Source organism: Neorhizobium descurainiae, from assembly GCF_051400715.1.
Lineage (GTDB): Bacteria > Pseudomonadota > Alphaproteobacteria > Rhizobiales > Rhizobiaceae > Neorhizobium.
The window spans coordinates 89,721-110,685 of sequence record NZ_JBLFFK010000010.1 but is presented as its reverse complement, the minus strand read 5'-3'; the positions used below and the strand labels follow the sequence as shown (position 1 = coordinate 110,685).

Below are 20,965 nucleotides of genomic sequence, written 5' to 3'. Positions count from 1 at the left end.
AAATTTTGCGTTACCCTTCGACAGATGGACAGCCGGTGACATCGCGGTGCAACAGCACGTGGCGTGTCGGACGAGACCGAGCCATCGAACTCGGTCCGCAGGGCCATATCATGGCGATCGTCAATGTCACGCCGGATTCTTTCTCGGATGGCGGGCGCTATTCCGGGAGCGTCGACGTGGCGGTGGCGCATGCGATGTCCTGCATTCGCGATGGAGCCGCGATCGTCGACATTGGCGGCGAATCGACCAGGCCGGGCGCCGTCGAGGTCACGGCCGCGGAAGAGCAGGATCGCGTCCTGCCGGTGATCGAGAAGCTTGCCGCGGAGACCGAGGCCCTGATTTCCATCGACACTTACCGCGCCGACACGGCGAGACTGGCCGTTGCGGCCGGCGCCCATATCGTCAACGACGTGCACGGCCTGCAGCGCGAGCCGGAGATCGCAAATGTCGTGGCCGAAACCGGTGCGGGGGTCTGCATCATGCATACGGGGCGGGGCCGCGAACAGGAAAAGCGCGCCGACCTGATTGCCGATCAGGAGTTTTTCCTCTCGGAATCGCTGAAGATCGCCCGTGCGGCCGGAATTCCGGAGGAAGCCGTCATCCTCGATCCGGGCTTCGGCTTCGCCAAGAACCGGGACGAGGACGTGGAACTGATGGCGCGCTTCGCCGAGCTGCACCGGCTGGGCTTTCCGCTGCTTGCCGGCACCTCCCGAAAGCGCTTTACCGGCAGCGTGACGGGCCGCGAAAAGGCCGACGAGCGCGATGTCGGCACCGCCGCGACGACCGTGATATTGCGGCTTGCGGGTGCTGCGATTTTCCGGGTCCACAACGTCGCCGTCAATCGCGATGCGCTGGCGATGGCCGATGCCGTGCTTGCCGCCGCCGAGGCCCATGCCGAAAAGAGGGGCTCCTGATGGGGACCTATACCATCACGCTGAAGAACTGCGCCTTCTACGCCAACCACGGAGCCTTCGAGCAGGAAGTCTCTCTCGGTCAGCGGTTTTTCGTCGACGTGATCATGGACGTGGAGGCGGACGAAGCGCTCGAGAACGACGATGTCGGGAGCACGGTTCACTACGGCATCGCCTATGAAATCGTCGAAAAGGCCGTGACCGAGCATCGCCGCAACCTGATCGAGGCGCTCGCCAAGGATATCGCCAAGGCGCTCTGCGCCTGGTCGCCGAGGATCCGGCGTGCCGATATCACCGTGCGAAAGCCGAGCGTGCCGATCCGGGGCATTCTGGACTATGCGGAGGTGCGCGTTGAGCATTTCGCCTGACAAGGTTTTCGAAGTCGCGGCACTGGGGCTCGGCGGCAATATCGGCGATCCGCCGGCAGCCATGGCCGAAGCGTTGCGGCAGCTCGATCGGCGTGAGGACTGTCGCGTCGCCGCCGTTTCGAAACTTTATTCGACGCCGCCCTGGGGAAAGACGGATCAGGCGGATTTCTTCAACTGCTGCGCGCTGGTGGAAACGTCGCTGGAGCCGGAAGCCTTGCTCGATGTCTGCCTGTCGATCGAGCGCGGCATGAAGCGGGTGCGCCTGGAGCGCTGGGGGCCGCGCACCATCGATATCGACGTCCTGACCTACGGAATGCGCGAACAGAAGACCGAGAAGCTGGAAGTGCCGCATCCGCGCATGACCGGACGCGGCTTCGTGATGATGCCGCTTGCCGACATCGCTCCGGAACTTCTGGTCAAGGGAAGGAAGGTGCGCGACTGGCTCGAAGAAACGGATACCGGCGGCATCAAGGTCGCGCGGAATAGCCGGGACTGGTGGCGGTCCGCCTAGTCCAGTGCAGCCTTATTGGTCGATCGAGCCGACGGCGATCGAATCAAGATCGCGGTCGAGGCTGAGGCCGATAACGGGAACCATCTGATCCTCGACCTTCACCGAGATGGTGATGTTCATCTTGTTTTCGCCGCGCAGGCTTGCGACCATCGCGCCGTTGAGCTTGGCGCGGTTGATGCCCATCACGACCTTGTCGCCGTTGACCGAGCCGGAAATGATGTCGAGGCCCTTGCCTTCGGCGCCGTCCAGGAACTTGCCGCTATAGCCGCGGCCGCTCTGGGTGATGACGGCCGACATCGGCTGCTGGAAGACGCCGACGCGGCAGGTGCCGTCGAGCTTGATGCCGACATTGCCGTCCGGAGCCGGCGCGCCGGTCAGGTTGCAGCTGAATTTCGTGCCTTTGTATTTGCCGGCGACGATTTCACCGGGACCTTTCCAGACGCCGGCGACCGACTGGAAGAATGCCTTGTCGCGAGGAGCGGCTTCGGCTTGCGGGGCCATGGCCGACGTGGCCGCAACGGTCAGAACGGCGAGCCCGCCGAGAAGCGAAAAGAGGCGCGGGTACATGAGCTTTTCCTTGGCACGCAAGCAACGTTAAGTACCCCGTAATCTAGGCGGGAATGGTTAACGACTGGTGACGATATCCGGATTTGGGACGGACCGGATCGGTCTACGGCTCGTCCTTCCGTCCGCCGACGGCTGCGATATCGGAGATAAAATCGCCAATTCCGGGGCGTTTGAGCGCCCGGAATGGCAGCGGCCGGCAGAGATCCATCGCGGCGATACCGATTCGCGCGGTGAGCAGGCCGTTGATCACGCCTTCGCCAAGCCGGCTCGACAGTTTCGAGGCGAGCCCGTGGCCGAGCACCTGCTGCGCAAGGCTGTCGCCGACGGCAATCGAGCCGGTGACGGCAAGATGGGCGATGACGTCCCGCATCAACCTCAAGAGGCCCAGCGTGCCAGGCCGTCCGCCATAGAGATCCGCCATGGCGCGGATGAGCCGGGTCACCTCGAAGAGCACATAGGCGAGATCGACGACCGCGCGGGGACTGACGGCCGTGACGATCGAGACGCGTTTCGCCGAACCCAGGATGAGCGACCGGGCCCTTCGGTCGAGAGGCGCCAGCAGCTCCCGTTCGGCAAGTTCGAGAAGCTGCGGGCCGTCGATGATCTCGTCCTTCGTCGCGTCGAGCGAAGCGCGTCCTTTGGCGGTCTCCGCGCGGTGACTGAGAAGTTTTGCGAGCGTCGCGACAACATTGCGTGCCGCGGCCGGGCGAGGGGAGAGCAATGCCTCTTCGGCCTCGGATTTCAGCGTCTGGACGGTGGCAAGCCGCATCAGGCCGAAGATTTCCCGCCCGACGATGACCGCGACTGCGACGAGCCCGAGACCGAGCGCGGTCAGCGCCGCATAGCCCAGCCAGTCGGCGCGGGAAAAGAGATCGCGGATCACCCGGTCGGCCCAGAGCCCGAAGGCAAGCGACAGGAAGGTGCCGAAGGCGGCGATCGCCAGATTGACGAAGGAGAATTTTTTCCGCGTGCGGGGTTCCGCGACGGGAATGGCTTCGGAGGCAAGCTCGGGCGGCGTCACGAACGGGTCTTCTTCGTCCGGAGTGACGACCACGCCATCCTCGAAGCTGCGTGGGCTGCGGCGCGCCGGAACAGGCGTCTCGTACCGGGTTGTTTCGTCTTCCACGGTAAAGGAGGCGGGGCGGCGCTTGCCGTTCGGGGGATTTTCGGGCTCTCTCATGCGAGTCGGTCTCCGAACAGGAACTGCATGGCGCGGTCGAGCCGGATATGCGGCACGGAAAGCTTCAGGCCGCCATTGGATTCCTCCAGCGCCGGCGGACGGAAACGCACCACGTTGATCTCCGGAAGTTCCGCTTTCGGTGCATCGAGCTTTTGAAAGAACGCTTCAGGATTTTCCGGCAAGTCACCGGGAAATATGGCTGTTTTCCTGTTTCCATCGAAACGTTCGCCGTCGATCGTCTCGCCCGCGATCGGCGTGCCGACGATGACCGGCAGAAGCTGGTTGCCCTCCTTCACCGTCGCCTCGCGCGTGGCGCGGACAGACGCGATCGCCATGACCTCGATGCCAGCGCCGGCCATGCCGATGCGCTGGATCGCACGGTCCACGAGACGGCCCGTCAGCCTCTCCAGCCGGTCGTGGCTTTCGTGGTGGAGGTGGTCGGCCTTGGTCGCGGCGACCAGAACCTTGTCGATCCTTCGTCCGAGGAAGGCGGAGAGGAAGCTGTTATGGCCGGGACGAAAGCAGGCGAGCACGTCCGTCAGCGCCCGTTCGAGGTCCTGCACCGCTTCCGGACCGCGATTGATCGCCTGCAGCGCGTCGATCAGCACGATCTGCCGGTCTAGCCGGGCGAAATGCTCGCGGAAGAAGGGTTTGACGACGACGTTCTTGTAGGCGTCGTAGCGGCGTTCCATCATCGCCCGCAGCGAGCCTTTCGGTGCTTTCGTGTCCGGAATGTTCGGCAGCGGCGCGAAGGTGAGCGCCGGCGAGCCTTCGAGATCGCCGGGCATGAGGAAACGGCCGGGCGGCAATGTGGAGAGGGAGCGCTCGTCGTCCTTGCAGGCCCTGAGATAGGCAGCGAAGCTTTCGGAAAGCCGCTTGGCGGTCATCTCGTCGGCCGGCGCATCCATGTCTAAGCTCGACGCGAGCGCCAGCCATTCCTGCGACAGTTCCTTGCGGATGCCGGTTTCCGCAAGCGTCGCTGTGCTGTCGCTGAATGCCCGGAAATCCTGCGCCAGAAGCGGCAGGTCGAGCAGCCATTCGCCCGGATAGTCGACGATGTCGATCGAAAGCCGGCCGCGTGAAAACATCCGGTTCCAGCCGCTGGCGCTCTGATAGTCGAGCGTGATGCGCAGCTCCGAAATGGCGCGCGTGGAGTCCGGCCAGACCCGATCTCGCACCAGCGCCTGGATATGATCCTCGTACTGGAAGCGCGGGATCGCGTCGTCCGGCTGCGGTTCGAGCCGTACGGCCGAGACACGTCCGGAACGCAGGGCCTCGAAGAGCGGCAGCCGGCCGCCGTTCAGAAGATTGTGGACGAGCGAGGAAATGAACACCGTCTTGCCGGCCCGCGACAGGCCCGTCACGCCCAGTCTGATCGTGGGATGCATGAGACCCGAAGCACGGTCGGCGAGATTGTCCAGCGCGATACGCGCGTCGTCGGTGAAGCTGGTAAGCGAAGGCGGCAAGGCGTCGTTCCGGGTCCAGTGTTTCCCGATATATAGCGATGATAAGCGGCGCCGCAAAGGCGAGGGCTTATCTCATCATGCCGTCAGGAAATCGGTGAGCATCCAGGTCGCATCGGAGCCTGCTGTGAAACCGCGATAGTCCAGCACTGCCAGGCCGGCGGGCGGATAGCCGCCCGGGATCGCAGCGACCATCCGGTCGGCGCCGACGAGCGCTTCCAGCACTTCTTCCATGGTCGGGTTGTGGCCGACCAGCATGACGGAACGGCTGTCCTTCTGCCCGTCGAGTACGGCGAGATAGGTGGCAAGCGAGCCGTTATAGAGTTCATCGACATAGACCGGCTCGATCGTCTCGCTGACGGCGCGGCGGACCGCTTCGGCCGTCTGGCGGCACCGGACCGCCGTCGAACTGATGACGAGGTCGGGCCGGTAGTTCCGGTCGGCCGCCTTGTCGGCGACGATCTCCGCTTCCGCAAAGCCCTGATTGTCGAGGGTCCGGTCGAAATCGTGCTGCCCCGGCTCCGCCCAGCCCGATCTGGCATGGCGCAGCAGGTAGATGCGTGAAGGGGGAGGCGTAATCGTCGTCATGCCCGGCGCCGAAACTTGAAAATTCGAAAGGATGGGTACCTTTCGGATGGGGCCCCGTCAACTGCCCCAGATGTTCCGGAATAATCCTGCACAAGCCCGTGACTTCAAACGGAGCGATTGCGGCGACTACAAATAAAAGCTTAAAAAATAGCCGTTTAGATGATTTCTATGACAGTTTTAAAAATGCTTTAATGCTGGCCGCAAGGCTTGAACCGGCTGGGGCACATGGGATATAGAGGCGCCGCATGAGATGTTCTTCAGGAGAATCGCGTTGAGTGAGAAGATCGATCTTAGCAATTATGTGCTCTCGGAAGACGATGAGTTCATGAATGCAAATCAGAAAGCATATTTCCGGGCCAAATTGATTGCTTGGAAAAACGACATCCTGAGAGAAGCGCGCGAAACGCTGGATCATCTGGCAGAAGAAAGCGCAAATCATCCCGATCTCGCCGACCGGGCTTCCTCCGAAACCGACAGAGCCATCGAACTTCGCGCCCGCGACCGTCAGCGCAAGCTGATTTCCAAGATCGATGCCGCCCTCCAGCGCATCGAAGACGGCACCTACGGTTATTGCGAGGAGACCGGCGAGCCGATCGGGCTCAAACGCCTCGACGCCCGCCCGATCGCGACGCTGTCGATCGAAGCGCAGGAGCGCCACGAGCGCCGCGAAAAGGTCTACCGGGACGAATAATCTCCCGATTTATCCAAAACGAATTCAGAAGGCACGGTCACCCCCGTGCCTTTTTTATTGGCAGCATGGGATAGAGCCGGCCGCTTGCTCACTTGTCGCGGGTGACGGACATTTCGCCGAAGATGCGCGCGACTTCCGCCTGCAGGGAGGGTTCTGGCGTCGCACCGGTGACCGGCGGCGCGGAAGGATTGCGCGGCAGCGTCTGACGGTTCGGCTGTCCGGATGCAGCGGCCTCGCGGGCGGCAAGATTGTTGGCCATTTCCTGTTCGAGGATTCGCTCGAAATCGCTGCCGAGCTGCTTCGGCTTCTCCGCGGCGGTTTGCAGCGCCGGAGGCACGGTCGCGGAATTGATGGGCACGACGCGCGGCTCCGGGCCCTCCTGGAAGACCCGGCCGCGGATGGCGTCGAGCGCCTCGGCGGCGTTGTCGAGCGAATGCGCGGCGGCATTGGCGGCTGCCAGGGCTGCGATCGGCCGCAGAGGCTCGGGCTTCACGTCGGGCGCCTGATGGGCCGGTGCCTCGGCTTGTGGCGCGGATAACGGTTCCGAAGCCGGCGCCGGCGGAAGGGGTTTTGAGGGCGGCGCGGCGGCGGGAGCGGGGCGAAGCGCCTCGCGGGCGGCAAGGTTTTCCGCCGCCGGCTCGATGCGGAGCTCCGGAGGTGCCGGACGCTGGGCCGGAGCGGTTCGCGGCCCGGCAACCGGCATGGCGGAGAAGGGAACCGTCATATCCTGAGGCTCCGAAGGCGCAGAACGGCTTGCGGCAGGCGCGGATGCTGCCCGCATGCCGGTTGCGGCAATCGAAATTCCGCTCTCGATGACGATATCAGTCGGTCCGCCGATCATGATCAGGTGCTCGACGTTGTCGCGGCGCACGAGAACCAGGCGGCGGCGCGTGTCGACCGCGGCGGCGTCCAGCACCTGCAGCCGCGGCTGGCGGTTCTTGCCGCCGCGCACGAAAGGCGAGGGGCCGTTGCGGCCGCGGATCATCCACAGCACGCCGATCAGCAGGATGAGGCCGACGCCGACGCCGACGATCGCGATCACGAGGCGGCCGCCATAGGCGCTCATCAGGTCTTCGAACATCTCTTGCCACTCCTCATGTGAACGCTGCCTTAAAAAGACGACTTTTTTCCAGCCGAGGCAAGCCGCCGACCGTCATTCTCCCGGCCTGAAAATACAGGACGGAATGGCAAAGATAGGTCGCGCCGGCAAACTGTCCCGGGTTTTATGGACTTGCGGAGCTTTTTGCTTCATCTGCAACTTGCTAAGAAGGAATCGCGGGATTTTCGTTCCCGGGAATATCCATGGCCGGGGCGCCGGCCGAAATGCGAGGAATTGATGACGAAGTTGCAGCAAGGCGGCAACTACGAAGCGCCCTTGGTGGATCGCGGGTCGCGCGGCGGCGCCATCATCCGGATCGTTCTCCTGGCGCTCGTGCTCTGCGGCGTGGCCGCAGGCTTCGTGTTGTTCCAGCACGCGCTCGACAATGAAGTCGTGCTCGGCCTTCTCGGCATCCTGGCGATGGTCGGCATCTTCTTCCTGGTCTCCTCCATCATCGGCTTTGTCGAGGTGATGCCGCAATCCCGCTCCGACGAGCTGGCGCGCGGCTTTCTCGCCAATCATCCCGACGGCATCCTGATCACCGATCCCAGGGGCCGCATTCTCTATGCCAATGCCGCCTATGGCCGCATGACCGGTGCGACCAAGGCGAGCAACGTGCAATCCCTCGAAGCGCTTCTCTCCAAAACCCGCGAATCGACCGAAGCGCTCTACCGGCTGACTGCGGCGCTGCGCGAGGGCCGGGAGGGCCATGAGGAATTCCGGCTTCTGCAGCCGCTCGGCCGTGCCACCGGCAATGGTTCCGGCGCGCACTGGTATCGGCTGAAAGCACGTCTGTTGGGACCTACGGGGAAAGGTCAGCTCGATATCTGGCAAATCAGCGACATCACCTCGGAACGCGAGGATCAGGAGCGGTTCTTCCGCGAATTGCAGAATGCCATCGACTATCTCGATCATGCCCCGGCCGGGTTCTTCTCCGCCGGCAAGAAGGGCGAGATATTCTATCTGAACGCCACGCTGGCCGAATGGTTGGGCATCGACCTTACCAAATTCGTGCCGCGCTCCATGACGGTCGCCGATCTGGTGGCGGGCGAGGGCATGGCGCTGATCCAGTCCGTGCAGGCGGCCCCCGGCCTCGATCGCACCGAAACGCTCGATCTCGATCTGCGCCGTGCCAACGGCCAGAGCCTGCCGGTGCGGCTGGTGCATAGTGTCAGCGCCACCCGCGACGGTGCGCCCGGCGAAAGCCGCACGATCGTGCTGACGCGGCCGAAGGGCGGCGAGGGCGACCAGTCGGCCTCCGCCATGCGCTTCACCCGCTTCTTCAACAATACGCCGATGGCGATCGCCTCGGTCGACGGCGGCGGAAAAATCCTGCGCATCAACGCGCCGTTCCTGAAACTATTTGCCGGGGTCGTGTCCCGCGACGAAGTGGAGGCGGGCGCCGATCTCGAGCGCATCGTGCACGAGAATTCCCGCCAGCAGCTGATGCAGGCGCTCGCCGCCGCCAAGGACCGGCAGGGCGATATCGCGCCGATCGATTCGCGTCATCCGGGCGACGAGAACCGCTACGTGCGCTTCTATGTGAACGCCGTCATCGACGAAAGCGACGAGGCGCCGGAAGAGGCGGCGATCGTCTATGCCGTCGAGACGACCGAGCAGAAGGCGCTCGAAACCCAGATGGCGCAGACCCAGAAGCTCAATGCGGTCGGCACGCTGGCGGGCGGCATCGCGCATGACTTCAACAACGTGCTGACTGCGATCCTGCTTTCCTCCGACCATCTTCTTTTGCAGGCGCGCCCCTCCGACGCGAGCTTTGCGGACCTGATGGAAATCAAGCGGAACGCCAACCGCGCGGCGGTGCTGGTGCGCCAGCTTCTCGCCTTCTCGCGCAAGCAGACCATGCGGCCGGCGGTGTTGAACCTCACCGATGTCGTGGGCGATCTGCGCATGCTGGTCGACCGGCTGATCTCCGGCACGAACGTGAAGCTGGAAGTGGATTACGGCCGTGATCTCTGGCCCGTCCGCACCGATCTGTCGCAATTCGAGCAGGTGTTGATCAATCTCTGCGTCAATGCGCGCGATGCCATGCCCCAGGGCGGCACGATCCTCATCAAGACCCGCAATGTCTCCGCCAGCGAAGCGGCGGGTTTCCATCAGGCGGACCTGCCGGCCGAGGATTTCGTCATGGTGGAGGTTTCCGATACCGGCACGGGTATTTCGCCGGAGATCATGGACAAGATCTTCGAGCCCTTCTTCACGACGAAGGAAGTGGGCAAGGGAACCGGCCTCGGCCTTTCCATGGTCTATGGCATCGTCAAGCAGTCCGGTGGCTATATCTATCCGGAATCGGAAGTCGGCCGCGGCACGAGCTTCCGCATCTTCCTGCCGCGCTATGTTCAGGAAACGCCGGTCGTGGTGCAGGAGGCCGCCCACGCGGCCGATGCTTCGGGCGGGCAGGCCGCCCCGCCGCCCGTCGTGTCCGCTCCGCCTGCCGAGGACCTCGATCTGACCGGCAAATCGGCGGTCGTCCTGCTGGTCGAAGACGAGGAAGCGGTCCGCCGCGGCGGCAAGCGCATGCTGGAAACGCGAGGCTATACGGTGCATGAGGCGGGCTCCGGCACCGAAGCGCTGGAGATCATGGAGGAGCTTGAGGGCAAGGTGGATATCGTCGTCTCCGACGTCGTCATGCCGGAAATGGACGGGCCGACGCTGCTCACCGAGCTGCGGAAATCCTATCCCGATCTGAAATTCATCTTCGTCTCGGGCTATGCGGAGGACGCTTTCGCCCGCAACCTGCCGGCCGACGCCAAGTTCGGCTTCCTGCCGAAGCCGTTCTCGCTGAAGCAGCTTGCCGTGGCTGTCCGCGAGATGCTCGATTCGGACTGAGGGCAGGGTCGCCTCCCGTTTTTTTAAGCATCGCGATTCGTCTTGGAATTGCCGCCAAACATTGTTTTCGTTGGCGGATTTTCCACATATGGCAGATCGTGAACATCACGAGAACGGAATTGGAATAATTATTTGAAGTCAATCTGTTGATCGGCCATTGCAAAATGAGAACAAAGCGGGTACATCACCTTTATCGGCTGCTTCATTGCTTGCGCGGCGGCAATAACTTAAAGGTGGGATCGGATGGCACAGAATAGTTTGCGGCTCGTAGAGGATAAAGCGGTGGACAAGAGCAAGGCGCTGGAAGCGGCACTGTCGCAGATCGAACGATCCTTCGGGAAGGGGTCGATCATGAAGCTCGGCTCGAACGAGAATATCGTCGAGATCGAGACGGTTTCCACGGGTTCCCTCAGCCTCGATATCGCCCTCGGCATCGGTGGTCTTCCCAAGGGCCGCATTGTCGAGATCTACGGTCCGGAAAGCTCGGGCAAGACGACGCTGGCGCTGCAGACGATCGCCGAGGCCCAGAAGAAGGGCGGCATCTGCGCCTTCGTCGATGCCGAACATGCGCTCGATCCGGTCTATGCGCGCAAGCTTGGCGTCGATCTCCAGAACCTTCTGATTTCCCAGCCGGATACCGGCGAGCAGGCGCTTGAGATCACCGATACGCTGGTCCGCTCCGGCGCGATCGACGTGCTGGTCGTCGACTCGGTCGCGGCGCTGACGCCGCGCGCCGAAATCGAAGGCGAGATGGGTGACAATCTGCCGGGCATGCAGGCCCGCCTGATGAGCCAGGCGCTGCGCAAGCTGACCGCCTCGATCTCCCGCTCCAACTGCATGGTCATCTTCATCAACCAGATCCGCATGAAGATCGGCGTCATGTTCGGTTCGCCGGAAACCACGACGGGCGGCAACGCGCTGAAATTCTATGCTTCGGTCCGCCTCGACATCCGCCGCATCGGTCAAGTCAAGGAGCGCGAGGAGGTCGTCGGCAACCAGACCCGCGTCAAGGTCGTCAAGAACAAGATGGCGCCTCCCTTCAAGCAGGTCGAATTCGACATCATGTATGGCGAGGGTGTCTCCAAGACCGGCGAATTGATCGACCTTGGCGTCAAGGCGGGTATTGTCGAAAAGTCCGGCGCCTGGTTCTCCTATAACAGCCAGCGCCTTGGCCAGGGCCGCGAAAACGCAAAGCTCTTCCTCCGCGACAATCCGGAGCTCGCCCGCGAGATCGAAATGTCGCTTCGCCAGAACGCCGGCCTCATCGCAGACCGCTTCCTGCAGAACGGCGGCCCGGACGCCGAGGACGGCGACATGGCTGCCGAAATGTAAGCGGTTCTGTCGCACTCGGAGCTTCTCCGGCCGCTGCTTTTCAAGCCGGCTGCCCATCGAAAGATGGGCGGCCGGTTTCTCGTTCGTCTGGACAGCCAGGGGCGTGGACGATACAAGCCTTTGGTTTTCGAATAACAAGACCGCATCCGGCGGTAAAAAGGGCGTAGCATGAGCGGCGTGAATGAAATCCGGTCGACCTTTCTCGACTATTTCCGAAAGAACGGACACGAGGTCGTGGCCTCCAGTCCGCTGGTTCCGCGCAACGATCCGACGCTGATGTTCACCAATGCCGGCATGGTGCAGTTCAAGAACGTCTTTACGGGTCTGGAGAAGCGCCCGTATTCGACCGCCACGACCTCGCAGAAATGCGTGCGGGCCGGCGGCAAGCACAACGATCTCGACAATGTCGGCTATACGGCCCGCCATCTCACCTTCTTCGAGATGCTCGGCAATTTCTCGTTCGGCGATTATTTCAAGGAACGGGCGATCGAGCTGGCCTGGAAACTGGTGACCGAAGGTTTCGATCTTCCCAAGCACCGGCTGCTGGTGACGGTCTATTCCGAGGATGAAGAAGCGGCTGTGCTCTGGAAGAAGATCGCCGGTTTCTCCGACGACAAGATCATCCGCATTCCGACCTCCGACAATTTCTGGCAAATGGGCGATACCGGCCCTTGCGGCCCCTGTTCGGAAATCTTCATCGACCAGGGCGAGAACGTCTGGGGCGGCCCGCCCGGCTCGCCGGAAGAGGATGGCGACCGTTTCCTCGAATTCTGGAACCTCGTTTTCATGCAGTTCGACCAGACGGCGCCGGGTGAACGTACACTCCTGCCGCGCCCGTCGATCGACACGGGCATGGGCCTCGAACGCATGGCCTGCGTTCTTCAGGGTGTCCAGAGCGTGTTCGATACCGACCTGTTCCGCACGCTGACCGATACCATCGAGGATGTCATGAGGGTCAAGGCGGAAGGCAGCGCCAGCCACCGCGTCATTGCAGATCATCTGCGCTCCTCGGCCTTCCTGATTGCCGACGGGGTTCTGCCGTCGAACGAAGGGCGCGGCTATGTTCTGCGCCGCATCATGCGCCGCGCCATGCGCCATGCGCAGTTGCTGGGCGCCAAGGAGCCGGTCATGTACAGGCTCCTGCCGGCGCTGGTGCAGGAAATGGGCCGCGCCTATCCGGAACTGGTGCGGGCGGAATCGCTGATTTCCGAAACGCTGAAGCTGGAGGAGACGCGCTTCCGCAAGACGCTCGAACGCGGCCTGTCGCTTCTTTCCGATGCGACGAATACGCTCGGCAAGGGCGATATGCTCGACGGTGAGACGGCCTTCAAGCTCTACGACACCTATGGCTTCCCTCTCGACCTGACGCAGGATGCGTTGCGCGCCCGCGAAATCGGCGTCGATCTGGCCGGCTTCACCGACGCCATGGAGCGCCAGAAGGCGGAGGCCCGCTCGCATTGGGCAGGCTCCGGCGACAAGGCGACCGAGACCATCTGGTTCGAGCTCAAGGACAAGTTCGGCGCAACCGAATTCCTGGGCTATGACACGGAAACGGCCGAAGGCGTCGTCCAGGCGATCGTGCGCGACGGCAAGGCGGTCGACAGCGCATCGGCCGGCGATCGGGTGCAGGTTGTCGTCAACCAGACGCCGTTCTACGGCGAATCCGGCGGCCAGATGGGCGATACCGGCGTGATCGCCACCGACGATGCGAAGCTCAACGTCACGGACACGCAGAAGAAGGGCGAGGGCCTGTTCGTCCATGCTGCGACCGTCGCGGAAGGTATGCTGAAGGTCGGTGATGCCGTGGCGCTGACGGTCGATCACGACCGCCGCTCGCGCCTGCGGTCGAACCATTCGGCCACCCACCTACTGCATGAGGCGCTTCGCGAGGTGCTCGGCACGCATGTCGCGCAGAAGGGGTCGCTTGTGGCGCCCGAGCGCCTGCGCTTCGACGTCTCGCATCCGAAGCCGATGACGGCGGAGGAGCTGCAGAAAGTCGAGGACATGGCGAATGCCATAGTTCTGCAGAATGCGCCGGTCAACACGCGGCTGATGAGCGTCGACGATGCGATTGCGGAAGGCGCGATGGCTCTCTTCGGCGAGAAATACGGCGACGAGGTTCGCGTGGTCTCCATGGGCAATGCCATCGAAGGGCCGAAAGCCGGCAAGCCTTATTCGGTCGAGCTCTGCGGCGGTACGCATGTGAACGCGACGGGCGATATCGGCCTGGTTCGCATTCTGGGCGAAAGCGCGGTCGGCGCCGGTGTCCGCCGTGTCGAGGCGGTGACAGGCGAGGCGGCGCGCGCCTATCTCGCCGAGCAGGACGAACGTGTGAAGGCGCTCGCCGGTGCGCTGAAGGTGCAGCCGGGTGAGGTGGTTTCGCGCGTCGAGGCACTGATAGACGAGCGACGCAAGCTCGAAAGGGAGCTGACGGATGCCAAGCGGCGGCTCGCCATGGGCGGTGGGCAGGGCGGCTCGATTGGCGACGTCCGCGAGGTTGCCGGCGTCAAGTTCATGGGCAAAGCGCTGACCGGCATCGATGCCAAGGACCTGAAGGGGCTTGCCGATGAAGGCAAGGCAAGCCTCGGTTCAGGCGTGGTGACCCTGATCGGCGTTTCGGAAGATGGCAAAGCGAGCGCTGTCGTTGCCGTGACGCCGGATCTGACCGACCGGTTCAGCGCCGTGGATCTGGTGCGCGTCGCGTCAGCGGCGCTTGGCGGCAAGGGCGGCGGCGGACGGCCGGACATGGCCCAGGCCGGCGGCCCGGATGGCGCGAAGGCTGACGAGGCGCTGGAGGCGGTGGCAACCGCGCTCAGTGCTTGACGATCGATTGGAATGCGGGCTTCGCCGCTTTCCGGTTTTGAGGAAGACGAATGGGCGTGAACGCCAGGATCGAGGATGAGTTGGACGAGGCCGCCGGCGGTCTCGTGCCGGCGTTGTTCCGCGAGGCTCCGGATTCCGTCTCGTTCAACAAGCTGCGCAAGCGCCTGCTCCGGCAGGTGCGGCAGGCCTTCGACGACTTTGGGATGCTGAACGGGCAGAAGCGCTGGCTGGTCGGGCTTTCCGGCGGCAAGGATTCCTATTCGCTGCTCGCCGTGCTGCTCGATCTGCAATGGCGCGGGCTTCTCCCGGTCGAGCTGATCGCCTGCAATCTCGATCAGGGCCAGCCGAACTTTCCGAAACATGTCCTGCCTGATTATCTCACGTCCATAGGGGTGAAGCACCGGATCGAATATCGTGACACCTATTCCATCGTGAAGGAAAAGGTGCCGGAAGGCGCCACCTATTGCTCGCTCTGTTCGAGACTTCGGCGCGGCAATCTCTATCGCGTCGCGCGTGAAGAGGGCTGCGATGCGCTGGTGCTCGGCCATCACCGCGAGGACATTCTGGAAACCTTCTTCATGAATTTCTTCCATGGCGGGCGGCTTGCCGGCATGCCGGCGAAGCTCCTGAACGACGAGGGTGACCTGATGGTGCTGCGCCCGCTGGCCTATTGCGCGGAGGACGATCTCGCGAAGTTTGCCGCCGCCATGCGGTTTCCGATCATTCCCTGCGATCTCTGCGGTTCCCAGGACGGCCTTCAGCGCAATGCGATGAAGCAGATGCTGGCCGATATCGAGACGCGCATGCCTGGCCGCAAGGATGCCATGCTGCGCGCGCTTGCCCATGTGAACCCGTCCCATCTTCTCGATCCGAAACTTTTCGATTTTTCCGGTCTTCAGGCCTCGTCCGGCACCTGAATTCATCCTGAACAGAGATCATTGTCATGACCCTTCCGCTCGACGTCGTGAAGCTCGCCGATCTTTTGCGCCTTGCCGCCAAATCCGAAATCCTGCCGCGCTTCCGCAGGCTGGGAAATGGCGACGTCCGCGCAAAGAGCGAGCCGGCCGATCTGGTCACCGAAGCGGATGAGGCGGCGGAACGGTTGATCCGGCGCGAAGTGGAGGCGATGGCCCCGGGTGCGCTCTTCGTCGGCGAGGAATCGGTGGCCGCCGATCCGTCCCTGCTCGGCAAGCTGGCGGATGCGGATTTCGCCGTGGTCGTCGATCCGGTCGACGGCACGTTCAATTTCGCCTCCGGCATCCCGGCTTTCGGGGTCATGGCCTCCGTCGTCTGGAAGGGCGAGGTGGTGGCCGGCATCATCTACGATCCGATGGGCGACGACTGGATTATGGCAGAAAAGGGCGCCGGCGCTTTCCTGAGACGACCGGACGGCGAGGCGATCCGCCTTTCCGTCGCTCGGTCCGGGCCGCTCGAAGCCATGGTCGGCATGGCTTCGCCGGGATATTTTTTCGGCGATGCACGCGAGCGCATTCTCGGCAATCTGGCGAAGGTCCGCTTTTTCGCGAACTATCGCTGCTCGGCGCATGAATACCGCACCTTCGCGGGCGGCCATGTGCAATTCGTGCTCTACAACAAGCTGATGCCCTGGGATCATCTGGCCGGCACCCTGATCGCGGTCGAGGCGGGCGGTTACGCGGCGCGGTTCGACGGTTCGCCGTACCAGCCGAGCCACGTCGATGGCGGGCTTCTGCTCGCGACCGACAGGGAAAGCTGGCAGATGCTCCGCCGCGAGATCATCGGCTAAGGGTGCGGCGCTCGGGAAACGGCGGAGATGCGGGTTCGGCGTCGAAGAAGGCTCACGCGCCGGTTGATCCTCCGTGGAACCGTCTCGTTCCACGGGGCAGGTTTCAAATCCGCGGATTGTGCGGCTGGAAGAGTTTTCCCTTCTCGCCGATCAGCACGAAGATCAGGCCGACGATCGATACAGCGAAGAAGCCCGCGACCAGCGGCAGGGCCGTGCCGTCGAAGGCCTGGCCGATCACGACCCCGATGATCGAACCGCCGACCGTGCTCATGAAACCGAGCACGGAGGAGGCGGTGCCGGCCACATGGCCGAGCGGTTCCATGGCGAGCGAATTGAAATTCGCGCCGATCCAGCCGAACTGGAACATGGCAAGGGAAAAGAAGGCGAGGAACAGCAGGACGGGCATCGGCTGCGGCCCGAAGACCTGCACCAGCAGCCATAGGAGGGTGACGATGATGAACCCCATGAGCGAGCCATGCGAAAGGCGCCGCATCCCGAAGCGTCCGACAAAACGGGCGTTCAGGAAGGATGCGGTCGACATGAAGATCGCAACGGCGGCAAAGGCGACCGGAAACCAGATGCCGAGCTCGTAGATGCCGACATAGATCTGCTGCGCCGAATTGATGAAGCCGAACAGCGCTCCGAAGATGAAGGTGCTGGCGATCGTATAACAGAGCGCGATCCGGTTGGTGAGGACGATCCGGAAGGCATCGAGGATCGACGAGACGGTGAAGGGGCGCACATCGGCGGGATCGAGCGTCTCCGGCAGCCGGGCATAGGTCCAGAAGCCGATCGCGAGCGACACGATCGCGATGAAGAGGAAGATCAGGTGCCAGTTGCCGGCGAACATGATGAGCTGGCCGGTGCCGGGCGCGATGATCGGCACGATCATGAAGACCATCATGATCAGCGACATGACTTCGGCCATGGCGCGCCCGCCATAGACGTCGCGAACGATCGAGATGGTGATGACACGGGTAGCCGCCGCGCCGGCGCCCTGGATGAAGCGAAGCGCAAGCAGAGCGCCGAAAGAGGGAACGACGACGATGCAGATCGAGCAGACAATGTAAACGCCGATGCCGAACAGCATGGGTTTGCGGCGGCCGAACCGGTCCGAGAGCGGTCCGTACAGGAGCTGGGCGACCCCCAGACCGAAGACATACGAGGAGACGACGTATTGCCGGTGGTTTTCGTTCTCGACGCCGAGCGAGGCGCCGATTTCCTGCAGGCCTGGAAGCATGATGTCGATGGCAAGCGCATTCAGCGCCATCAGCATGGCCATCATCGCGATAAATTCGGCCCGCCCCATTTCGCGTAGACGGGTTGCGGTCGTTTGTGAAGGATTTGTCACAGCGATTTCCTAAACAATGGCAAAGGCGCCGTTGGGAGCGGCGCCTTGAAAATGTCTTCGATTTTGAGCCCGGCCCTCGGTCCGGGACGTTTCAGGCGGCGCCGCGGACGGCGATACCCTGTTCCTGCAGGTGAGTCTGCAGCTCGCCCGATTGGAACATTTCGCGGACGATATCGCAACCGCCGACGAACTCGCCCTTGACGTAAAGCTGGGGAATGGTCGGCCAGTTGGAATAATCCTTGATCCCTTGACGGATTTCGGCGTCGGCGAGCACGTTCACGCCCTTGTAGTCGATGCCCAGGTAGTCGAGAATCTGCACGACCTGACCCGAGAACCCACACTGCGGGAACTGGGGGGTGCCCTTCATGAAGACAACCACATCGTTCGTCTTCACTTCGTTGTCGATGAAATCGTGAACTCCGCTCATATCCTATCCTTTCACATGCGGTTTCAAGGACCGCTGCGCTGCGTCGTCCCTTTTAGATAGCAACCTGTCTCTCGGAATTCCAGCGGAATAGTCCGCTGCTCGCGGTTATCGTCTGACGCCAGCGGTTTTTCCTCGTAAGCAGGTCAGCGGCTGCGCTGCTTGCTGCGGCTTGCAGTCGTTCGCCGGCGGCTCACCTGCTTCCTGGCCGGCTTTGCGGCGCGGGTGGAGGTTTTCACGAAGCGTCCCGACGTCGCCGAGCGCGTCTGCCGCTTCTTCCGTTTGGTGGCGGTGCGGCCATGGGACTTCTTCAGAAGTTCCTTCATGGCGGTCTCTACGATGCCCGTGACGAGTTCGTCAATCAGGTTGGGCATCGCCGGGTCAATCCGCCGGAGCCGACGTCTGCAATGCCAGCGCATGCAGAACGCCGCCCATATTGCCCTTCAGAGCCTCGTAAACCATCTGATGCTGCTGCACGCGGCTCTTGCCGCGGAACTGTTCCGCCACCACCTCGGCGGCATAGTGATCGCCGTCACCGGCAAGATCCCGGATGGTGACCTTGGCGCCGGGAATGCCCGCCTTGATCAGATCTTCGATTTCCCCGGGTCTCATGGCCATAGTGTCTTCCCTTTTTCTCAGCCGCGGATGCGAACCGCGGAATCTTTATTCCGACAGAGTGCCTCAAAGCCGCAGCCGGGTCAAAGCTGATCAATGGCCGTCGACAGGTTCCAGCTCGTCCGGTCAGGCCATGAAGGCCGGGAACCAGCTTTCATGCGCATTGGCAAGATCGGTGACCGGTACGTCGACGAGATCGTCGATCGTCAGCCTGTCTCCGGAAACGGTTCCGAGCGGGCGGAAAGGCACGCCGGCGCTTTCGGCGCTCGCCTGCACGAAATTGGCAAGATCGGCCGGAACGGCGATCACGTAGCGGGCCTGGTCTTCCCCGAAGAGCAGCGCATGCGCGGGGCCGCGCTGGTCCTTGAGGCTCACCTTCATGCCTCTGGCCGACGCCAAGGCCATTTCCGCAAGCGCGACCGCAAGGCCGCCGGAGGAAATGTCGTGGCAGGCGCTCACCTGGCCGTTGCGGATGACCGAACGGACGAAATTGCCGTTGCGGTGCTCGGCGGCAAGATCGACTGCCGGAGGCGGGCCGTCGATCGTGTCGAGGATATCGCGCAGGTAGATCGAGGAGCCGAGATGGCTGCCGTCCGTGCCGATCATGATCAGCCGGTCGCCTTCTCGTGCGGAACCGATCTTCGCCATATTCTGCCAATCGGGCAGGAGACCGACGCCGGCAATCGTCGGGGTCGGCAGGATCGCGATGCCGTTGGTCTCGTTGTAGAGCGAAACGTTGCCGGAGACGATCGGGAAGTCGAGCGCCCTGCAGGCCTCGCCGATGCCTTTGATGGCGCCGACGAGCTGGCCCATGATTTCCGGCTTTTCCGGATTGCCGAAATTGAGGTTGTCCGTCGCCGCAAGCGGCTCGGCACCCGTGGCGACGAGATTGCGCCAGCATTCGGCGACCGCCTGCTTGCCTCCTTCGAACGGATCGGCTTCGACATAGCGGGGCGTCACGTCGGAGGAAAAGGCGAGCGCCTTGGTCGGATGGCCGTCGACGCGCACGACACCGGCATCTCCGCCCGGACGCTGCAACGAATTTCCCTGGATCAGCGTGTCGTATTGTTCCCAGACCCAGCGGCGGCTGGACTGGTTCGGAGAGCCCACCAGTTTCAGCAGCGCTTCGTTATAATCCGCAGGGGCGGCGACCTGAGAGGCGGGCAGCGGAGCGCGGCCGCTCGGCTGCATCCAGAGCCGGTCATATTCCGGAGCCTGATCGCCGAGCTCCTTGATCGGCAGGTTCGCCACCTCTTCGCCCTGGTGCAGGATGCGGAAGCGGAGATCGTCGGTCGTCTTGCCGACGATCGCGAAATCGAGGCCCCATTTGACGAAGATCGCCTTGGCTTCCTCTTCCTTCTCCGGCTTCAGCACCATGAGCATCCGCTCCTGGCTTTCCGAAAGCATCATTTCATAGGCGCTCATGCGGTCTTCGCGCACCGGCACCTTGTCGAGGTCGAGTTCGATGCCGAGATCGCCCTTGGCGCCCATTTCGACGGCGGAGCAGGTGAGGCCGGCGGCGCCCATGTCCTGGATCGCGATGACCGCGCCGGTCGCCATCAGTTCGAGGCAGGCTTCCAGCAGGCATTTTTCGGTGAAGGGGTCGCCGACCTGCACGGTCGGGCGTTTCTCCTCGATCGACTCGTCGAATTCGGCAGACGCCATGGTGGCGCCGCCGACGCCGTCACGGCCGGTTTTGGCGCCGAGATAGACGACCGGCAGGCCGACGCCCTCAGCCTTCGAATAGAAGATCGCATCGGTGCGGGCGAGACCCGCCGCAAAGGCATTGACGAGAATATTGCCGTTGTAGCGCGGATCGAATTCCACTTCGCCGCCGACGGTCGGCACGCCGAAGGAATTGCCGTAGCCGCCAACACCGGCGACGACGCCGGAGACCAGGTGCTTGGTCTTCGGATGATCGGGTGCCCCGAAGCGAAGGGCGTTCATCGCCGCGACCGGGCGCGCGCCCATGGTGAAGACATCGCGCAGGATGCCGCCGACACCAGTCGCCGCGCCCTGATAGGGTTCGATATAGGAGGGGTGGTTGTGGCTCTCCATCTTGAAGACGACACAGTCGCCGTCATCGATATCGACCACGCCGGCGTTTTCCCCCGGTCCCTGGATGACGCGGGGCCCCTTGGTCGGCAGCGTGCGCAGCCATTTCTTCGAGGACTTGTAGGAACAATGCTCGTTCCACATGGCGGAGAAGATGCCGAGTTCCGTAAACGTCGGTTCACGGCCGATCAGATCGAGAATCCGCTGATACTCGTCGGGCTTCAGGCCATGCGAGGCGACAAGTTCGGGAGTGATCGCGATGCTGTTCGGAATGGTCATGATCTTCTCTGGATTGAAGGGCCAAGCTTTGGCGCTCTTTAACCCATGTGAGACAGGGGCGCGACAGGAAAAATGCCTGTGCTGCCGGCATCCGGC

The 20,965-nt window shown here is 63.0% G+C and carries 19 protein-coding genes; 9 read left to right on the top strand and 10 right to left on the bottom strand.

Annotation, left to right across the window (positions count from 1 at the left end):
* The first annotated feature begins 35 nt into the window (after positions 1-35).
* The 3 genes from folP to folK are packed head-to-tail and all read left to right on the top strand — an operon-like array spanning position 36 to position 1,790.
* Positions 36-914: a dihydropteroate synthase gene (folP, locus tag ACMGE0_RS18320; protein ID WP_436817308.1), complete on the top strand. Its 879-nt coding sequence runs from the start codon at positions 36-38 to the stop codon at positions 912-914.
* On the top strand, positions 914-1,279 hold the full coding sequence (gene folB, locus ACMGE0_RS18315; protein WP_436817307.1) for a dihydroneopterin aldolase: 366 nt from the start codon (positions 914-916) through the stop codon (positions 1,277-1,279). Before folP ends, folB begins: the two co-directional genes overlap by 1 nt.
* The gene (gene folK, locus ACMGE0_RS18310; RefSeq protein ID WP_436817306.1) at positions 1,248-1,790 is read left to right on the top strand and encodes a 2-amino-4-hydroxy-6-hydroxymethyldihydropteridine diphosphokinase; all 543 of its coding nucleotides are present in this window, start codon (positions 1,248-1,250) and stop codon (positions 1,788-1,790) included. Before folB ends, folK begins: the two co-directional genes overlap by 32 nt.
* Before the next feature lie 12 nt (positions 1,791-1,802).
* Here the strand turns inward: folK and ACMGE0_RS18305 are convergent, their stop codons facing one another.
* The 4 genes from ACMGE0_RS18305 to ACMGE0_RS18290 all read right to left on the bottom strand — a co-directional run bounded on the left by ACMGE0_RS18305 (position 1,803) and on the right by ACMGE0_RS18290 (position 5,588).
* Positions 1,803-2,357 (bottom strand): hypothetical protein, encoded by a 555-nt coding sequence (locus tag ACMGE0_RS18305; RefSeq protein ID WP_436817305.1) that lies wholly within the window; start codon positions 2,355-2,357, stop codon positions 1,803-1,805.
* Between the two features lie 103 nt (positions 2,358-2,460).
* Positions 2,461-3,537 carry a YcjF family protein gene (locus tag ACMGE0_RS18300; RefSeq protein WP_436817304.1) on the bottom strand — a complete coding sequence of 359 codons (1,077 nt, stop codon included), beginning with the start codon at positions 3,535-3,537 and terminating at the stop codon, positions 2,461-2,463.
* Positions 3,534-5,003 (bottom strand): YcjX family GTP-binding protein, encoded by a 1,470-nt coding sequence (locus tag ACMGE0_RS18295; RefSeq protein ID WP_436817303.1) that lies wholly within the window; start codon positions 5,001-5,003, stop codon positions 3,534-3,536. Before ACMGE0_RS18295 ends, ACMGE0_RS18300 begins: the two co-directional genes overlap by 4 nt.
* A 75-nt stretch (positions 5,004-5,078) precedes the next feature.
* On the bottom strand, positions 5,079-5,588 hold the full coding sequence (locus tag ACMGE0_RS18290) for a SixA phosphatase family protein (protein ID WP_436817302.1): 510 nt from the start codon (positions 5,586-5,588) through the stop codon (positions 5,079-5,081).
* Between the two features lie 271 nt (positions 5,589-5,859).
* Here ACMGE0_RS18290 and dksA point away from each other — a divergent pair, with 271 nt between their 5' ends.
* Positions 5,860-6,279, top strand: coding sequence for an RNA polymerase-binding protein DksA (dksA, locus tag ACMGE0_RS18285; protein WP_436817301.1), 420 nt, complete (start codon positions 5,860-5,862; stop codon positions 6,277-6,279).
* Between the two features lie 88 nt (positions 6,280-6,367).
* On the opposite strand, the gene ACMGE0_RS18280 is transcribed toward dksA, so the two are convergent.
* Positions 6,368-7,360, bottom strand: coding sequence for a flagellar biosynthetic protein FliO (locus ACMGE0_RS18280; protein WP_436817300.1), 993 nt, complete (start codon positions 7,358-7,360; stop codon positions 6,368-6,370).
* Positions 7,361-7,504: 144 nt separating this feature from the next.
* Between ACMGE0_RS18280 and cckA the strand changes: the two genes are divergently transcribed.
* The 5 genes from cckA to ACMGE0_RS18255 all read left to right on the top strand — a co-directional run bounded on the left by cckA (position 7,505) and on the right by ACMGE0_RS18255 (position 16,145).
* A complete protein-coding gene (gene cckA, locus ACMGE0_RS18275; RefSeq protein WP_436817299.1) occupies positions 7,505-10,225 on the top strand; it encodes a cell cycle histidine kinase CckA in 2,721 nt (906 codons plus the stop codon).
* 243 nt (positions 10,226-10,468) lie between these two features.
* Complete coding sequence (gene recA, locus ACMGE0_RS18270; protein ID WP_436817298.1) at positions 10,469-11,557, top strand: recombinase RecA; 1,089 nt, start codon at positions 10,469-10,471, stop codon at positions 11,555-11,557.
* Between the two features lie 168 nt (positions 11,558-11,725).
* Positions 11,726-14,380: an alanine--tRNA ligase gene (alaS, locus tag ACMGE0_RS18265; RefSeq protein ID WP_436817297.1), complete on the top strand. Its 2,655-nt coding sequence runs from the start codon at positions 11,726-11,728 to the stop codon at positions 14,378-14,380.
* Between the two features lie 50 nt (positions 14,381-14,430).
* Positions 14,431-15,297 carry a tRNA 2-thiocytidine(32) synthetase TtcA gene (gene ttcA / locus ACMGE0_RS18260; protein WP_436817296.1) on the top strand — a complete coding sequence of 289 codons (867 nt, stop codon included), beginning with the start codon at positions 14,431-14,433 and terminating at the stop codon, positions 15,295-15,297.
* A 26-nt stretch (positions 15,298-15,323) separates the two neighbouring features.
* Positions 15,324-16,145: an inositol monophosphatase family protein gene (locus ACMGE0_RS18255; protein WP_436817295.1), complete on the top strand. Its 822-nt coding sequence runs from the start codon at positions 15,324-15,326 to the stop codon at positions 16,143-16,145.
* Positions 16,146-16,248: 103 nt separating this feature from the next.
* Here the strand turns inward: ACMGE0_RS18255 and ACMGE0_RS18250 are convergent, their stop codons facing one another.
* From ACMGE0_RS18250 to purL, 5 genes are all read right to left on the bottom strand, one after another.
* The gene (locus ACMGE0_RS18250; RefSeq protein WP_436817294.1) at positions 16,249-17,496 is read right to left on the bottom strand and encodes a multidrug effflux MFS transporter; all 1,248 of its coding nucleotides are present in this window, start codon (positions 17,494-17,496) and stop codon (positions 16,249-16,251) included.
* A 91-nt stretch (positions 17,497-17,587) separates the two neighbouring features.
* Positions 17,588-17,923: a Grx4 family monothiol glutaredoxin gene (grxD, locus tag ACMGE0_RS18245; RefSeq protein WP_436817293.1), complete on the bottom strand. Its 336-nt coding sequence runs from the start codon at positions 17,921-17,923 to the stop codon at positions 17,588-17,590.
* 143 nt (positions 17,924-18,066) lie between these two features.
* A complete protein-coding gene (locus tag ACMGE0_RS18240; protein ID WP_436817292.1) occupies positions 18,067-18,294 on the bottom strand; it encodes a hypothetical protein in 228 nt (75 codons plus the stop codon).
* Between the two features lie 7 nt (positions 18,295-18,301).
* Positions 18,302-18,538, bottom strand: coding sequence for a BolA/IbaG family iron-sulfur metabolism protein (locus ACMGE0_RS18235; protein WP_377265382.1), 237 nt, complete (start codon positions 18,536-18,538; stop codon positions 18,302-18,304).
* A 123-nt stretch (positions 18,539-18,661) separates the two neighbouring features.
* Positions 18,662-20,869, bottom strand: a complete 2,208-nt coding sequence (gene purL / locus ACMGE0_RS18230; protein WP_436817291.1) for a phosphoribosylformylglycinamidine synthase subunit PurL — start codon at positions 20,867-20,869, stop codon at positions 18,662-18,664.
* Positions 20,870-20,965: the final 96 nt, after the last annotated feature.

Coding starts and splice junctions, on each gene's coding strand:
- cckA (WP_436817299.1), top strand. CDS start 7,505: ATGGACTTGCGGAGCTTTTTGCTTCATCTGCAACTTGCTAAGAAGGAA.
- ttcA (WP_436817296.1), top strand. CDS start 14,431: ATGGGCGTGAACGCCAGGATCGAGGATGAGTTGGACGAGGCCGCCGGC.
- folB (WP_436817307.1), top strand. CDS start 914: ATGGGGACCTATACCATCACGCTGAAGAACTGCGCCTTCTACGCCAAC.
- ACMGE0_RS18240 (WP_436817292.1), bottom strand. CDS start 18,294: ATGCCCAACCTGATTGACGAACTCGTCACGGGCATCGTAGAGACCGCC.
- ACMGE0_RS18255 (WP_436817295.1), top strand. CDS start 15,324: ATGACCCTTCCGCTCGACGTCGTGAAGCTCGCCGATCTTTTGCGCCTT.
- purL (WP_436817291.1), bottom strand. CDS start 20,869: ATGACCATTCCGAACAGCATCGCGATCACTCCCGAACTTGTCGCCTCG.
- ACMGE0_RS18280 (WP_436817300.1), bottom strand. CDS start 7,360: ATGTTCGAAGACCTGATGAGCGCCTATGGCGGCCGCCTCGTGATCGCG.
- ACMGE0_RS18235 (WP_377265382.1), bottom strand. CDS start 18,538: ATGGCCATGAGACCCGGGGAAATCGAAGATCTGATCAAGGCGGGCATT.
- ACMGE0_RS18290 (WP_436817302.1), bottom strand. CDS start 5,588: ATGACGACGATTACGCCTCCCCCTTCACGCATCTACCTGCTGCGCCAT.
- alaS (WP_436817297.1), top strand. CDS start 11,726: ATGAGCGGCGTGAATGAAATCCGGTCGACCTTTCTCGACTATTTCCGA.
- grxD (WP_436817293.1), bottom strand. CDS start 17,923: ATGAGCGGAGTTCACGATTTCATCGACAACGAAGTGAAGACGAACGAT.
- folK (WP_436817306.1), top strand. CDS start 1,248: ATGCGGAGGTGCGCGTTGAGCATTTCGCCTGACAAGGTTTTCGAAGTC.
- recA (WP_436817298.1), top strand. CDS start 10,469: ATGGCACAGAATAGTTTGCGGCTCGTAGAGGATAAAGCGGTGGACAAG.
- ACMGE0_RS18300 (WP_436817304.1), bottom strand. CDS start 3,537: ATGAGAGAGCCCGAAAATCCCCCGAACGGCAAGCGCCGCCCCGCCTCC.
- ACMGE0_RS18305 (WP_436817305.1), bottom strand. CDS start 2,357: ATGTACCCGCGCCTCTTTTCGCTTCTCGGCGGGCTCGCCGTTCTGACC.